Below are 17,234 nucleotides of genomic sequence, written 5' to 3' on the forward strand. Positions count from 1 at the left end.
TTTCCATATCTTGTATATGGAAACAGATTCAAAAGAGAACATTAAGCAAAATTACGGACTCGGTCTGTTATTTTGCTTATTTTCTATATGATTATTGGGATATGTTTTTAGCAAACAGCAACTAATTTTAGTATTAGTATTAGGTGCTGTGTTTTCCGGTTTAAGTGTGTTTTTATTTAATTATCGGATTAGCATTCCGATAATTTTGTTATTCTTGCTCTTTGTTTTGTATTATTTCATTTTTGAATATTTTCAATTAGAAGGAATTACATTTAAGACTTTATTGGATAAAATACCCAAGAAATATGATTTAAGAAAAATCATTATAAATTACCTAGACACAAACCCTAATAAAGAATCTAAAGGGTTATTATTATTAACTTTATTTAATATCAAAAATAGCGACAATAAATTTATTTACGAACAAATATTAAATTTATCAATTGCGCACTTACTAGTAATAAGCGGGCTGCATCTATCTTTAATCAATTTAGTTATTCAATCAATTTTAAAAAAATACAAAATCGCCGGTAATATTGCATCATTTTCAATATTATTTTTTTATTCTTACCTTTTAAATTTTAGTTATGGTGTTCTTAGAGTTTTGTTATGTTTGCTTTTAAATGCGTTACTTGGAAAATATTTAAAAAACAAAAATTTCAAATTCATAAATTTAGCAATTTCAGGAATAATTTTGTTAATGCTAAATCCTTATGCTTTTATGAGTTATTCTTATACATTAAGTTACTTAAGCGTATCTGTAATTTACTTAATTTTTCAAATTAAAAAATTAAATAACTTTGTTAAATCTTTGATTGCTAGTGTAGTTATTAACTTTATTCTAGGTGGTCTAATTATCAACGGCTATGGGAAAATCAACCTTCTAACAATATTCTGGTCAATAATTTTAAGTCCGATAATTATTAGCCTTTATTTTATTAATCTGTTCTTATTTCCATTTAATATTGTTTGGCCGTTTTTAGCTTGGATCCATAGCTTGTTTCTAAATGTTGTTAAACTGCTTCAAATTAATTATTTTGTCATAAATTTAAAGCAATTAGCGAGTTGAATCCCCTATTACTATTTATTAATTTATTATTTATTTATTAGCTATATGTGAATGAAAAGGTTGAATTAATGAATTATTTAATTATTTGCGACGATTTTTATTTATCTCAAGATTACTTAATAGAAAAACTAAAACCAGAAAATATAGTGTGAGTTAATTATAGTGGCAACACCAATTTAGCTCCATATTTGAGCGCTGGTTTATTTGATGGTAATTCTAAAAAAGATGTAGCAATTATTAATCCAACTTTTTTAAATAAAGATTTTGATATAAACGAAAGCAAAACTATTATTAACAATATCAATAATTCAACCAAAAATATATACTTGTTAGTTAGTAGTAATTATGATCGTAAAAAAGAAAAAATATTAAAAATCTCCGGTAAAAATGAGATAAAAGCTTTAGATAAAAGCAACGAATCAAAAATAGGTTTTATTAAAAAACATCTTGATAAAATTTTCGATGAATATCCAAATTGATTAATTTATTTAATAAATGAAAAAACTAATTTCAATGCTAGATTAATAGTTAATGAAATTAAAAAACTAGAATATGTTGATAAAGAAACTTTATATGATAGTGAATCAATAGAAAACATCATTATTGATCATTCTGATAAAAAAATATACAACCTAGCTAAAGAGATTATTAATAACAAGGTTGACGAAATATTAGTGATATATGAAGATTTAATTGAAAACAAACGTCAACCCACAGAAATTATTTCGATATTAATAACAATGCTAAGCAAGATTTATTTCATGTTGTTAGGAAAGAATATGAAATTATCTGATGAAGAAATAGCAAAAAAGATGGGCGTAAATATTTATTGGATAAAATATACTTATAGAGATATTCAAGTAAAATCCGCAGTTGCTATTAAGGATTTTATTGTTAATTTGTTAAAATTAGATATTAATAATAAAAGAAACTTATCTGATTCTTATCAAACTCTGAAGTTCTTTATAATAAAAGGTATTAATTAATATGTCTATAGACCTTAATACAACATTAGATAACCTTAAATATAAGCTGAACACTATTTTTAATAGTGAAAAATTTGCTAACGAACTTAAAAACGAAGCTTTTAGAGATGTTTTGTTCAAACAAATAGCAGCTTATAAATATTTAGCATCTAAGGCTGAAAATTCAGAACAAAACTTAGAGTATGTTAATGTAGCTTTAGAAAGATTAAATCGGCATTCATCAAAGAAACGAACGGCCGATGAATTAATTGCTTACAAAGAAGTTGATGACGCAATTGATGATGTTCGTTATCTTGATATTTTTATTTTAAATACCTTTAACTTATCTTTTGACGAAATCGTTGGAAATACTAAGACTTCTGAGAGTAATGCTGATTCAAAAGATGCAACAAACAGTAGACCACAAGCTGCTGCTCCAAGTGTTTCAGACGTTGAAGAACAAGAAATTATACCTGATAGATCAGTTCCTTTTAGTGGTGGAATCAACACCCAAAAAGATCTAAAAAATAATTTAGAAAAAATCTTTGCTAATATTGGACAACCTGATTACCGTCAATTTGCAAGCATAGTAGTAAGATCTGAATTAGATATTGGTAAAATTTTCCTTTATAAGGAAAAATCTAAATTACTGCTTTTCTTAAACTACTTTGCTTTTGCGGTGTGTTTATTATTTGCATTGTTAGGTGCTAGTTTGATGGTTTGATACTTTGTTTTATTACAAAGAAGCTCAGTTCCATCATTTATTGCTGATTTTGATAAGAATCCATATCCAATATTTAGCCCACCAAACTTTATATCTTCTGTTGTTTTAATTGCTGTTAGTTTGGTTACTGCTGTTTCTTATATTAATTCTGCAACCGGTAAAACATCACCTAAAAGAGCACAAAACGCAGTAGCTATAATCAGTACTTACATGAATAAGGAAGTGAAAATTCCGCAAATAAATGACAACCTTAAGTACAATTTCAGAATTAGACCATTAGTTTTTTTCTTCTTATTTTTATTACTATATAGTTTCTCTCCATTTCTAACACCGTTTGCTGGTGGATCATTACTTCAAGGAGTAATTAATTTATACAGCGTTCCTGCTAAAATCGTTTTCGTAGAAACGGGAGCTATTCCTTCTCATACAGTTAGCGCGATTACAGAAGTAATTTGAATCTCGTTAATTGCTTTACCTTTAGTTATAGTTTTCTTAATAGTTGTTTCATTTTTCTTTAAACCAAAAGTTGATAATGAAAGAGTGGAAGAAACAATTAATAAATATGCTGAGGAAATCAAAAAAGCTGCAGGTGAAATAACTTCGCTTTTTGATCGAGGAAGTGCTACAGATACATCTAAATCAGGAGTATTCTAGATTTGCAAAAAATAAGATTACAAAAAGAACTGCGTGTTGCTAAAAAGCCGATAGACAAATTAGCAATCATCAAGTTCTTTTTACCGTTTTGACCGTTAAAGTTAAGGTATAACATTTACTTAATTTCTTTTTTAGCTATTTTTATAGCTTTGAAAATTGTTTTAGGTTTATTCGTTATCCGTTTAGGGCCGACAATTAGATTGGGGATATCTTGAGTAGGTTTAGCTTTAATTGGTTGAATTTTTGGACCGGTTGTAGCAATTCCAATCGGATTTTTAACAGACACTCTATCATTCTTTTTAGGCGGTGGTGGTGTTTGATATTGGCTGTATGCTGTTCAAGAACCGATGATTGTGTTTACAGCTGCGCTATTCGGATCAATTTATCGAATTAGAAAAAACTACGTCTCGAATTTTTGGGATTTCGTTTTTCAACAAATTTTAATTGCTGGTTTTTGTATCTCAGGATTTATTTTTTTATCTTTGTATAACAATTCAAATACGGAAAAGATCTTATTAAAAAATAACTCATTTGGAACTACTCTAAGTATGGTGTTTATGGCGATCTTTTTTGTCTTTGCTGAAATCATTAGCTGAGCTTTATACTTCAAGAATCGTAAAACTAAAGAATCAATCAAATTGTTCTTATATGTTTCAACAATGATGATTACATTATCAATCTTGTATTCATTAGTTCTGGGAACAATCGCTATTAACGAATTTTTGATCAATGTAGTAAATCAAAAACCAAAAACTAAAGATTATATTTTAAGCGCTTACTTAATTCCAAGAGTAATAAAAGAAACGTTAAGATTGCCGATTCTAATCATTTGTGTGATAGGTTTAATTAAGATCTCTGAGCCTCATTTACAGAACTTTTTTAACTTATCACGCTTGCGATGATAAACACAATTAAAATAAGTGATATAGTATAATTAAAAACGATATAGTTGAAGGATCCTTGGTGTTTCTTCATTTATTTGTATATGTAGATAACTAGTTTTATGTTTAAAAACAAAAAACACAAAATTCTTACAGCTTCCTTATTATTAAGTGGTGTAAGTGTAATGAGCATGGTGGCTAGCAGTTGTTCTAGCGCCGCTAACAATCCAATTGTTGAAGATTTATTTAAAACTAAACTTCATCCTGAAAATTTTAGTAATTCTAGTGCTGGATCATTTAATGCTGTTTTACAAAATTCATTAGAAACTGATCAAGGTTTTAATGATTTTGCTAGATATTTAATTGCCAATTCATTATCTGATTGGTATATTAACAATGCTTCAAATGACATTGTTCAAAAATATCAAGGTTGAGAAAGAGATGCACAATCTAAATTAGACAGCGAAACAACATCATTAAGAAATCAATTTAGAAGAAACTTTGAGATTAGAAGACAAACTGACCTTTTAGATCCTAATGGTGGAACAGCAGATAGTTACAAACGTAAACAAGTTTTAACCAACGTGTTTACTGATTTCACATCAAAAGTATTTCAAACTAACTATTTAGGCTACTTTAATGATGAAAACAAAAAACAGGACGATCCTTTAATTGATGTAATTAGCAAACCTGAAAACTGAAAAAACTTTAAATTTTATGCTAAAGGTTACACTGATAGTAAATCAACTCAGAATGATAACCAAATGTTTGCTGATTTCCAATCGTACATCTACGATCAGTGAGTTAAGCAAGAAAACCCAAACTTAGTTTCTCGTATCGTATTTACTAATGAAGATATTAGAGGTGGATTAGACCAAATCTTTGATAAGAAAGTTTTAGGTGATGATTTAAAAGCTAGTTATAGTTTCCAAGCATTTACTGATCCAACTCAAGTGACCGATCAAACATCACCTAAATTATCAACTGGATTTAGACAACTAGTAGCAAATGATGGATTAGTTAATTATTACGATCCAAATAATTTTACTGTTGATTTTTTAAACCAATTTTCATCAGATTCTGGTGGTAAGTTGTTAATGAGTGCTGGTGATATGTTCAATTCATTTGACGTTGCCTTTAGCACTGCTTACGTTCAACAATACCAGGACTTAACTAATAATGTTGATAAGGATAATGCGATTGCTACAGTTACATTAGATCCTAATAACATCATGAAGAATTTTATTTTTGCTGATAATGGAAATGATAATGCAGCCTTTTCAACAAAATTAGATTTAACTTCTAATGATGCTCAACTAAAAGAAATTTCAGAAAAAATTAAATCAAGCATTTTGGTTGATAAGATTCAAAACGGAAGCTACTACGACATATACAAAAAATACGCAGAAGGTCAAGCTAGTCTTCATGAATACGTAAGACCAACTTCAGATAACGAAAATAATAAGAATATTGAAAAACAATTCATCTTATCTCGTGGCAAGGATGGCATCCATATCATGGCGATTGATGGTGCAAATTATTATTTAACAGGTAATTCTAGAGATATTGAAAAACAAAAACAATTCTTATTATTTAGAAACCAATTATTAAATAATCCTGAGTTTGCAAAATATTATAGCGAAAAAACCTATCAATTTAACTTATTAGATACGGTTAAAAAATATTACGATCAAAACAATATTACTCTAACAATTCAGTTCTTATTGAATGCAGTAGATGATAAAAATTCATTCTTACACAAAAAAGGTAATGAAGCATTACTAGCGTCATTAACTAAAGTATCAAGTATCCTTAAGAATTTAGTTCAAAATAAAGCTAATTACGATTTTGCTAATAAAGTAAGAAATGATGCGATTAATGCTAGAGAAAAGATAATCGAAAGAGCTAATACCTTTGATAGTCTAATTAAATCAGATAAAACACCAGCAGTGGGTATTGCAGGAAGATTACCTCATCCAGCAGCTGCTGATGGTTCTTATGTAGGAATTGAAAGTTACTACAAAGATCTATTAATTGAAAACAACTTATTACCAGCTGATACATTAATCAAAAAAGATCAAGGCTTAAGCCAGCTATTTGATAAAGTAGTTAATGATACCAAAGCTAAGTATTATGAAAGCGCTAAAGCAGCAGCTGATGCATTATTGTTAAATGGTGTAACTTCTTATCAATACTCACAAAATGTTTTTGTAAGTTCAAGATATGATGATTCATATAGTTTAGCTGCTAACTTAGCAATTAATACAACAATTGCTTTGCCGACATCAACAAATGATTTTAAACGTAAATTCTACCTAAATGATGAAGCGTTTAATAAGTTTTATGATACTAGCACAAATCAATTCAAGAACTATGAAGGTTTAACTGCAGATCAGATTAAGAACGTTGTTGATTTCTACTTTATTCAAAGTACATGACAAACTGAAACTAATAAAGTAAAGTATGGGTCATGAACAACTAAAGATCAATATGATACCGTGTTAGCTAACTACTTTGATAATCAAAAAACTATCAACAGCGTTAATGATGATGCTAGATTAAATTATTTAAGATATATAAATACGTTTAGATACTTGATTCAAGATAATTTAGCAGAATTCAAAAAAATCTTATCAAACCAAATTACCAGAGGGATTAGTGCTAATGTTTCTTGAACATTAACTAATGGTACGAAATTAGATGATAATGGAAATATTGCAACAAACCAAGATAAGATTAATTTCACCAATTTCATCGCTAATCCAAATTATCTACAAGGTTCTAAGTTTAATTTTGCTAACTTAAAACAAGTTCCTGATAATAACCCTAATTCACAAGCTAATAATATCAATTACTCAACTATAAATGATAGTAATCAAAGAGTATACGGATTTAATGGCTTGAATATTGTTAACGCTAATAACAGCTTAAACACCGAAGTTAAAACAGTGTTGTTTGATAACTTCGAACAATCAGGTCAAGCAGGGGTGTTATATTCATTTGGTGGTTCACTAGAAGATGTTGTTAATTACGTAAAGACATTAACAACTAACCGTGAGTTGGATGCTTTTGTTGAATTATTAAGAAGAGCACAAGTTAATATCAACTTATTTGATACAGATGCTAATGGACAACCATTAACAATTGAACAAAGAAGAGATAATCTGATTAGTCAATTAAGTGATCAGAAGATTTTACCAGCTGATGTTTATACGAAATTTGTTGGTTATGTAGGACAAAACAAGGTAAGTTCAACCGATTTAACAATTCAACCAAGTGATTTCATTCCTTACACAGCAGCTAAGTCGTTACTTAACTGAACAACTTATATGAAGCAAGTCAACTTCAAGGATGTAGCTAATTTAGGTGGCGCTTCTTGATTGACTAATGCAAACAACCGTTTAGGTTTATCAGTTAATGAATTATTATCAGTTATTGCTAAATACGCATTTGATAGTTCTTACCAAAATAATGCCGAATTAGTGATCATTGATAATCAAAAACTGATCGAAGTAAACGATAAACGCTTATATGATGCGTTAGGTTTAAGATGGGTATTAAAGAATTCATAAATTAAATAAAGTAGTAAAATTTTAAAATGGAGTAAAGCTAATGTCTCAGAGCAACAATAAAAAACGTAAATTCGTTAAACAGATATCATTATTATCATTAATTTCTTTAGCTGGAATTATTGTTAGTTCTTGTGGTAATGCTACAAGCGCTAACAACTTACTAAACAAAAAGTTCAATACTGGGTTTAGTACAACTGGTGATAATCAAAACCAAGGTTTTGTTACGGGTAATAATAATAATATTTTAGGCGGTCAAGCACTTCAAGCGCAAACTGTGCTAGCAACCGCACTTAAAAACAACCAAGGTTTCCAAAGTTTATTATCATCTTTATTAGCTGATAGTTTAGCTGATTATTACAAGAACTCTAAATCACAAGTTTTAAGCAATAAGTATCAAAACTTTAGTGATGATATCAATGATCAACTAAATACATCAATTAATGATAATAAGAAGCTTTATGGAAATAACTATATGGATTTAATCCAAACCCAGTTATTTGATTCAAGCGGTGCTACTGAAGAAAGTTATTTACAAAACCAATTAAACCAAAAGATTATTAATGATTTCTTTGACTCTGTGTTTAAGGATTCTTATCTAACTTACGCACCTACTACAACAACTGATGCGGATGGTTTTACTAATTATTCAAACCTAACTAAGATCCCTTCACGAGCAATATTAAATGATCCAGCTAACTGAGCAAACATTAGATTTACTGATGGTGGGTTTAGCAAAACTGACTTTGAGAAAAATAATAATGAATTCTTAGCCCAAATTCAGGCTTCAGTTTTCAATCAATGGGTAACTGATGAAAACCCTAACTTAGTATCAAGAATTGTTTTCACCAACGACACTCCTAAAGATGGTTTAAACACAATTTTTAACGATCGTGCTATAAGCTCTTCAGCACTTGTAGCTAGTTATAATTTCCAAGCATTCAAAAATCCAAAAGATCAACCATTTGATGAAAACAAAGGAATGAGAGCATACAATCAATTCATTCGCAATGGATTGGATAGTTATGTAAATAGCTCAACCAAAGGAATCGATATTCCTAATAACTTCTCATCAGATTCTGGTGGTAAGTTGTTAATGACTGCATCTGATATGTTCAACAGTTTTGACGTATCGTTTAGTGCTGCTTTTGTTCAACAATATTTAAAACAAACAAATAATTCTCACCTGGATAATGTAGGCCCGGTTCAATCAACTATTGATGAAGTGAATTTAATGAATAATTTCATTAGATCACCTCAGAATAATGGAACAGGATCGGGAATGGCTAATAGTGTTGCTGCAGAAAATACTTTTTCTCAAGCAATCAATAATAATTTGTTATTAAAAACTGGTGATCCTAATATAACCACTGATCCATATTACAGTGCCTATGCTGATTTAGCAGCTGGTAAGAAAAAAATATACGAAATTTTTGAATGGAACGGACAACAAGCAGTTGATTCTTCTAAAGCTAATGGAACTTCAAGCGGAACACAAACTACCGTAATGGATAAAAATAAAAACGCTAGCAAGTTCATGTTCTCTCGTGGTAAAGATGGAATTCACGTGATGGCGATCGATGGTGGTGATTACTACTTAAATCAAAGTGGCAAAACTAGAGATATTGAAAAACAAAAACAATTCTTAGCTTACCGTTCGTTACTAAGATCATCAGTTAACTTATCTGATAATGAAAAATATGATTTCGATTTAGAAAATCAGATCAAAACTTACTTCAATAAAAATCAAACACTAAATCTTTACTTAGCATTAAGTAAGATGTATGAAGATGCTATTGCTAAACCGACAGACAAAAACAATATCTTCAACATTGAAGATAACGCTAACTTCAGCTTTAAAACAAGCTTTAAGAAGGTTTATGATCTAGTTAACGAATTAGTTAAAGCACAAGTTACTTATCAAAAAGCACTTAATTTAGATGCTGATGTAAAAAACATCAGAGCTAAGATTTATGATCGTGCTAAAGGTTTTGAAGATAACCAAAGAAATAACCAAACTGCTAATAATGGTATTGCGGCTAGATTACCATATGTAAGAGCTGCTGATGGTTCATTCAATGGATTAGAACAATATTACCTGTCACTTTATGGGTTATCTGCAACCACAAATGGTACAGTAGCTAAAATTAAAGAGAATACTGATGCAGCTCTTGAGGCTAGAAACGCACAAATAAACAGTTTATTAACTAAATTAAAAGTTGTAACTACTTTAGTAAATAGTCAAAGTCAAAATACTTTTATTAAAGTGAACGCTGATGATCAAACACTTAAAGATTGATCAGGTTTATACTTAGCAATTAACTTAGCTGTAGGTTCAGTTATCTCATCATCAGCATTAACTAATGAGATTAGAATTGATTACATCAAAGCAAATCCTGATTTTCAAGATTTCTTTAATCTAAATAATAACCAGCTTTTAACTTTCGAAGGTATTCGTCAACAATTATTAATTGATGTTGTTAGAAACGTGTATAAAATGACAGCATTCAACACGTTAAATGATAAGACTGCTTACGGTGTTTACGATAGCTTTAGTTCTTTAAATACTTTAGTTGATCTTTTATGAGATTTACAAAGACTTGATGATCAACAAGGAACTGATGTAACGTTTAATTTTTATAGATTCCTATACACATTCCAATGATTGCTAAGAAATGATTTAGCTAACTTTAAGCGCATTGCACTGTTGAATATGAAACCTGGCGATGTTGCTTTTGCGACTTGATCATTGCCAATTAATTTGGATTCAACTAAAGATAGCAAAATATCTAACCCATTACTAACATTTGATGCGAATCCAAATGGAATTTTAGGTTCATCTCAATCTAATTGACAGAATATGATTAAATCAGAAGCGGATAAAATTTCTCCTCCTAATTACTGAGATAACAGTTCATTAACTTTCAAAGTTTCAAGTTCTGAAGCTGAACCAAAAACTCCTCAATATGGTTTTGCTGGTCTAGTGTTTAGTAATACTAATGCAGCTATTAGTAATGAATTAAAATCAGCTTTATTCTCTACTTATGGTTCATCAGGTGAACAAGGCGCTTTCTATGGTTATGGAAGCAAAGATAATCTAGTTAAATACGTTGACAGTATTAAAACTGAACGTGAATTGGATAATCTAGCTCGCAATATTACTAACGAAACCAGAGTTCCTAATAATACTTACTTTGGTAATAATTCTGATAATAAACCAATAACTTTTGATGAAAAAGTTACTGAGATTAAAAAAATGATCGATATGATTCCAGCAACCGCATTCAAACGCTATGTAGGTTATATTGGAACTCAAAAAACTCCTGATTTCCAAGTAAATAACAGCTTATACTTACAAGGAAGCTTAAGAAGGGTAGCTGCTTATGTAAAACAAGTAAGTTACAATGATTTAACCAATCTTGGTGCAGGATGATTATCAGATCCAACTAAAGCGCTTGGTTTAACTCCATCTGAATTATTAACAGTAATCGCGATGACTGCAACTAACTCATCTATCCAAATCCAAGCAATGAATCGATTAACAGCTGATAACAAACTTGTTGTTAGAGATCAAAGATTATACAACGCTTTAGGGACAATTTTTGGGAAGAGATTATCATAAAAAATTTTCATTAAAAAATGACTAATAAAAAAGAACGCTTTTGCGGAATTAAGTGATACAAAAGCAAATTAACTAAATCACAAAAGTTATTATTTGTGGTACTGTTAGTTAATACGATCGGTTTGGGTTTTGTTGTTTTCAACTTTGTTGACAGTTTAAGTACCAACACTTTTGGTTCTACTTTTATCAATGGATTTACCGCAATTGGTAGTTTTAATAATCAGACTAGTGTCTTATTATTTATCTTTTCATTTGTTTATGTTTTTGCTCCAAAGAGCACTTTACTTAGAAACGAAAAGTTTTTAATCTTTAGTATGGCATATACCCTGTTTAATTTATTTACAGGTGATATTGTTGATGGTTTAGTGGAACAAGCAAAAGGCACAATTACATTAAAACCAGCTGTTGTGGCTTCTGGAATTTTCTTACAAATAATTAACCCAATAATCTTTTTTGTTTGCGGATTCTTTAGATTCATCTACAACCCAATTAAAGATTTCCACAAGTTTTCTAGTTTCTTGTTTTATGGAATGATCTATCCAATAATTTATTTAATCTACGTATTAACAATTCCGTTGGTTTATCATTCTCCAGACAAAGAAATCTATTCAGTTTATGGAATTTACAGCAATACGATAAATAATACTGCTACTGCTATTGTTATTGGTCTTATTTTAACTTTTGTATATTACCCAGCATCGTTTTATTTCATCATATTGTTTGCCAGAGGATTCAATAACCGTCACTACAGAATTGCCCAAAGAAAAGCGGCAATTGCAGCAGGACATTAGTTGTTAAATATCATGAATGCATTAAAGATAAAGAAGTTCAGTGCAACAAACTGATATAGAAATCAATTAAATGGATCGCAAAAAATCTTTCTTTTTGTGTTTGTTGTTAATGCGATCGGGTTATTGTTAGTATTCCATGGTGTTTTTGCGCGACTATATAATGGTAGAGATGGTTTTATAACTTTTGATAAGTTTACTAACCAGACGAATATTCTTATCTTTTTCTTTTCATTGTTTTATGTGTTTTTTTCTAAGCACAGTTTTATGAAAAACGATAAGTTTTTAATAGCTAGTATTACTTATATTTTTATTACCTTTTTTGTATATAACTTGGTAAGTTTATCAAGTAAGATTGCAACATTTGTTGCCCCAGATTCTTTATTGGCTGCAAGTCATACAAAAGTAGGTTATGGTTCCAAACCAACCATTTTCTTATTGTTTGTTGATCTATACAAACATTTAATCAACCCAATTATATTTATTGTTTGTGGTTTTTATAAATTTATTTATGATCCAAATCTTAAGCTAAAGAAATTTACTAGCTATCTGATTCCGATCATGATCTATCCAGCAATTTATTGTATTTATGTGATGGCGATTCCATTTATCTACAATCGATTAGATGGTACAACGTACTCAGTTTACAATATCGCTACAAACACGAAGGACTATCCACAAGTTGCTTTCCCGATGATCTTCTTCTTAATGTTCGTATTGATACCACTAACGACTTACTTAACGTGGTTTGGTGCTAAGAAGATCTCTCACAAATATGAACAAAATGTGGTGATTAAAAATAATCAAGAAGAAAAAATATAGTTAAAGGATGAATTTAAGAATGAATCAACAAATGGAAAAGAAAAATAAAGATTTTATTTTTTGATATAAATATCAATTAACCAAAGCGCAAAAAATCTTCTTTTTTGTATTTTTAGTTAATTTAGCAACAGCGTTATTTATCGTTCAAGAGATAATAGCAGCAATGTTGAGAAACGCTGCAAGTGTTAATGATATTACTAAATTTGAAGACGTTTATCGAACATTTGATAAGTTTACCAACCAAAGTAACTTCATCTTATTAGTGTTTTCATTTTTTTATGTGTTCTTACCTCATCACAGTTTTCTAAAAAAAGATAAATTCTTAGTTGCTAGTATCGTTTATATCTTATTTACGTTTATTGGTTATAATGTGATCTTGCAATTTGGAAAATTAGGATACAAACACATTTTAGATAAAGTTAAATTAGCAAGAGGATTGATGGCTCATTTATTTAACCCGTTATTCTTTATCATTGTAGGTTTTTTAGCATTTGTTTATTCACCAGCTAGAACAATTGGCAAATTCCATACTTACTTTTTAACAGGAACGATCTATCCGCTAATCTATGGAATTTATGTAATTACAGTTCCTTTTGTTTATAAAACAACTGATGGTTCAATTTATTCAGTTTATGGTGGAATAACTAACGTAAGGGAGAATCCTAAGATTGCTTGAGCTGCTATCATCTGTTTATTATTTGGTTACTTCCCGTTAAGTTATTTCATTATTTGAATCTCTTATGTGAAGATTTCAAAAAAATATATTGATTACCCTGCAGATTTAAGAAAGAGATCAATTAAATTCATTAAATTCGATATAGGTAAATAATAATTAAATTAGGATATGGATAAGAAAAACATACGTAATTTTAGTATTATTGCCCATATTGATCACGGGAAATCAACTTTATCTGACCGATTAATTGAGATTACTGAAACTGTATCTAAAAGAGAGATGAAAAATCAACTTTTAGATAGCATGGAACTTGAACGTGAGCGCGGAATTACGATTAAACTTAATGCGGTGCAATTAAAGTTTAAACGTAATGATCAGCAATATACATTTCACTTGATCGACACCCCTGGTCACGTCGACTTTACTTATGAAGTTTCGCGTAGTTTAGCTGCTTGTGAAGCTGCCTTATTAGTTGTAGATGCATCTCAAGGTGTACAAGCACAAACGTTGTCAAACGTTTATTTAGCACTTGAAAATAATCTGGAGATTATTCCAGTTATTAACAAAGTTGATCTACCATCAGCAGATGTTGATCGAGTTAAACGCGAGATTGAAACCAAAATTGGTATCGATTGTTCAGATGTTCCTTTGATTTCTGCTAAAACAGGTTTAAATATTGAACAAGTTTTAGATGCGATTATTAAGAAAGTTCCTCCGCCAAGAGATGCTAATGATGATGCTCCATTAAAAGCATTAATTTTTGATAGTTATTACGATCCGCACAAAGGTGTTGTTTGTTTCATCAGAATTTTTGATGGAAAATTGAAAGTTGGTGACGAGATCTTGTTTATGGCTAACAATGTTAAATACATTGTTACAGAAGTTGGGATTAAAAATCCTAATATGAAAAGCCGATCTTATTTAGAAGCAGGAGAAGTTGGTTATGTAACTGCTTCTATTAAAACAATTCGCGATGTTCATGTTGGTGATACGATAACTAATGCTAATAATCCGTGTGCACAACCTTTAACTGGTTATCGTAAGGTGATTCCAATGGTTTATGCTGGTTTATACCCAGTTGATACTGGTGATTATCAAAACCTAAAAGTAGCTATGGAAAAGATCGTTTTAACAGATGCTGCTTTGGAATATGAATATGAAACATCTAACGCACTAGGATTTGGTGTCCGGTGTGGTTTTTTAGGTTTATTACACATGGATGTCATCCGTGAACGGATTGTCCGCGAATACAACATTCCACTAATTTTATTAGCGCCATCAGTTATGTATAAGTGTTTTTTAACCGATGGTGAACAGATTAAAGTTGATAATCCAGCAAATATGCCCGAGCGTGATCGAATTAAGAGCATGCTTGAGCCTTTTGTTAAGTTAAGCATCTCAACGCCTGATGAATTTATTGGCCCAATTATGGAATTATGCCAAAATTTTCGTGGCGAATATATTGAATTAACAGAAATCGATAGTTCAAGAAAGATCTTGACCTATGAAATTCCGTTAGCTGAAATTATTTACTCATTTTTTGATAAGTTGAAATCAGTAACTAAAGGTTATGCTTCATTAGACTATGAACTAATCGGATATCGTGAATCAAATTTAGTAAAAGTTGATATCTTATTAAATGGTCAAAAAGTTGATGCGTTATCATTTATTAGTCATACTCAATTTGTTTATCAAAAAGCAAAAAAGATCGTAGAGAAATTAAAAACCTTAATTCCACGTCATTTGTTTGAAATTCCAATTCAAGCAGCTGTTGGTTCTAAAATTATCTCGCGTGAAACGATTAAAGCAATGCGAAAAAACGTTTTAGCTAAATGTTATGGTGGTGACGTTACACGTAAGAAAAAATTATTAGAACAACAAAAAGAAGGTAAAAAACGCCTTAAAGCAATTGGATCTGTTCAGATCCCTCAAGAAACATTTTCAAAATTATTACAAGACGATGAATAATCAATTTGATTGAATGTTAGTTCAATTAACTAATCAAGCTAGCATAATGATTTCAGAAAGATATAAGATCTCGTTAATAATTAATTTAGTGCTGTTTTTAACCGCACTAACGATTAGTATTATTTTTTTCTGAAGAATTAAATTTGAAAACAAAGGCTATAAAAAGCTATTTGTTTTTTATTCAATTTTTTGAATCCCAATCTTTTTAGTAAGAAGTTACCGCGGAACATTACACAACGATCTAATGATTGATCGTAATTTATTATTTTTACCGCTTAGTTTGTACGGTTTTGTCGGTATCTTTTTTCGTCCATTATTTGACTACTTAGGAATAAGATTTAAATCGCGAAAAAGAGTTATTTTTGCCGCACTTTTATTACAATTAGCTACTTTTATTCCAATAATTATCAAACCAAGTTTTGCGACAAATTTAATTCAAACAATTGGTGTAGGAATAGCAGCATCTTGTATTGGTTCTTTTTCACTATGATTTAATGAACAACACGCTAAAGAGAAACCGTTTTTAGCGATATCAATCTTGTCAATTCCGCCATTAATTGCTGATTTCGTCGCATCTCCTGTTCAATCACTAGTTAGAACGCTAGCAATTACACCTGAAAAAACTGCAGATGTAAACATTACAAAATATCTTTGATTAATTGGATTATTTGCAATTTTAGTAAATATTGTTTTTTGAAGATTTTTACGGGAAAATCCGCAATTTGTTGGTTTAAAAAAAGGGGATCCAAAAGATATTATTGATGGATCGCCAAAAAAGATCTATTGTTTTATTGTTGTAATTCTTTTTGCAGGGATTGTAATCTTTACCAAGTTTGCTACCGCAGATGGAATTGCGCAAATAACCTTACAACGGTTAGTGGGTAATAGCAACAGCGCTCCATATGAGGGATATCTGTCAAGTGTGTTTAGTGCAGCACAACTGCTTGGCGGAGTATTAATGGGTGTTGTAGGTGTTAAGTATTTTGACAAATGAATGGTCGCGCTAGTTGGTGGTATGTTCTTTATCTTGTACAACATGTCAATGATCTTGTTGATTAATTCAACATCGATTCCAACATTAGCTAAAGGTCAAGTTTATTTAGGGATTCAAGCTATCTCAGGTTTTGGTTATGGAGTTTTATACAACCTACTGATTGCTCACGCACTATCATACGGTTTTAAGAAAAATAAAATAACACCAATAGGTGTTAATCAAACAATGGCATCAATCGCAATAACTTTTGCTAACTTTTTTACAACATTCATCAAAGATAAGATATCAACCGATTTTGTAAAAGCTAATACAGTAATTTCATACATCCTAATTGCTACTGTTTTAGTAGGTTTGATCTTATATTTCTTCAACAGTTGGATTGATAATAACAAAAAGTTAAGACCGATTTTTGCTCTCAAAACTTTTAAATCTTATATTTAAAAAAGTTAATAAGACAAATAATTAAGTTAACCTAATTTTTTTGTAGATTATAATAATATAA

Annotated in this window: 11 protein-coding genes; all 11 read left to right on the top strand. The window is 30.0% G+C overall.

Annotation, left to right across the window (positions count from 1 at the left end):
• Positions 1–16 precede the first annotated feature (16 nt).
• The 11 genes from P690_RS0100300 to P690_RS0100350 all read left to right on the top strand — a co-directional run bounded on the left by P690_RS0100300 (position 17) and on the right by P690_RS0100350 (position 17,173).
• On the top strand, positions 17–1,138 hold the full coding sequence (locus P690_RS0100300; RefSeq protein WP_245576630.1) for a ComEC/Rec2 family competence protein: 1,122 nt from the start codon (positions 17–19) through the stop codon (positions 1,136–1,138).
• Positions 1,138–2,055, top strand: a complete 918-nt coding sequence (gene holA / locus P690_RS0100305; protein ID WP_027121818.1) for a DNA polymerase III subunit delta — start codon at positions 1,138–1,140, stop codon at positions 2,053–2,055. Before P690_RS0100300 ends, holA begins: the two co-directional genes overlap by 1 nt.
• A 1-nt stretch (position 2,056) precedes the next feature.
• A complete protein-coding gene (locus P690_RS0100310) occupies positions 2,057–3,412 on the top strand; it encodes a hypothetical protein (protein WP_027121819.1) in 1,356 nt (451 codons plus the stop codon).
• Positions 3,413–3,414: 2 nt separating this feature from the next.
• Positions 3,415–4,317: an ECF transporter S component gene (locus tag P690_RS0100315; RefSeq protein ID WP_027121820.1), complete on the top strand. Its 903-nt coding sequence runs from the start codon at positions 3,415–3,417 to the stop codon at positions 4,315–4,317.
• Between the two features lie 98 nt (positions 4,318–4,415).
• Positions 4,416–7,865 (top strand): DUF3713 domain-containing protein, encoded by a 3,450-nt coding sequence (locus P690_RS0100320; RefSeq protein ID WP_027121821.1) that lies wholly within the window; start codon positions 4,416–4,418, stop codon positions 7,863–7,865.
• Positions 7,866–7,905: 40 nt separating this feature from the next.
• Positions 7,906–11,484, top strand: coding sequence for a DUF3713 domain-containing protein (locus P690_RS0100325; protein WP_027121822.1), 3,579 nt, complete (start codon positions 7,906–7,908; stop codon positions 11,482–11,484).
• Between the two features lie 17 nt (positions 11,485–11,501).
• On the top strand, positions 11,502–12,275 hold the full coding sequence (locus P690_RS0100330) for a DUF1600 domain-containing protein (protein WP_027121823.1): 774 nt from the start codon (positions 11,502–11,504) through the stop codon (positions 12,273–12,275).
• 12 nt (positions 12,276–12,287) lie between these two features.
• Positions 12,288–13,094 (top strand): DUF1600 domain-containing protein, encoded by an 807-nt coding sequence (locus P690_RS0100335; RefSeq protein WP_027121824.1) that lies wholly within the window; start codon positions 12,288–12,290, stop codon positions 13,092–13,094.
• Between the two features lie 19 nt (positions 13,095–13,113).
• Positions 13,114–13,923 carry a DUF1600 domain-containing protein gene (locus P690_RS0100340; protein ID WP_027121825.1) on the top strand — a complete coding sequence of 270 codons (810 nt, stop codon included), beginning with the start codon at positions 13,114–13,116 and terminating at the stop codon, positions 13,921–13,923.
• A 15-nt stretch (positions 13,924–13,938) separates the two neighbouring features.
• Complete coding sequence (lepA, locus tag P690_RS0100345; RefSeq protein WP_027121826.1) at positions 13,939–15,738, top strand: translation elongation factor 4; 1,800 nt, start codon at positions 13,939–13,941, stop codon at positions 15,736–15,738.
• Positions 15,731–17,173: an MFS transporter gene (locus P690_RS0100350; RefSeq protein WP_027121827.1), complete on the top strand. Its 1,443-nt coding sequence runs from the start codon at positions 15,731–15,733 to the stop codon at positions 17,171–17,173. The genes lepA and P690_RS0100350 overlap by 8 nt, the downstream gene beginning before the upstream one ends.
• Positions 17,174–17,234 lie beyond the last annotated feature (61 nt).

The organism is Mycoplasma imitans ATCC 51306, assembly GCF_000518305.1.
GTDB classification, from domain to species: domain Bacteria; phylum Bacillota_I; class Bacilli_A; order Mycoplasmatales; family Mycoplasmoidaceae; genus Mycoplasmoides; species Mycoplasmoides imitans.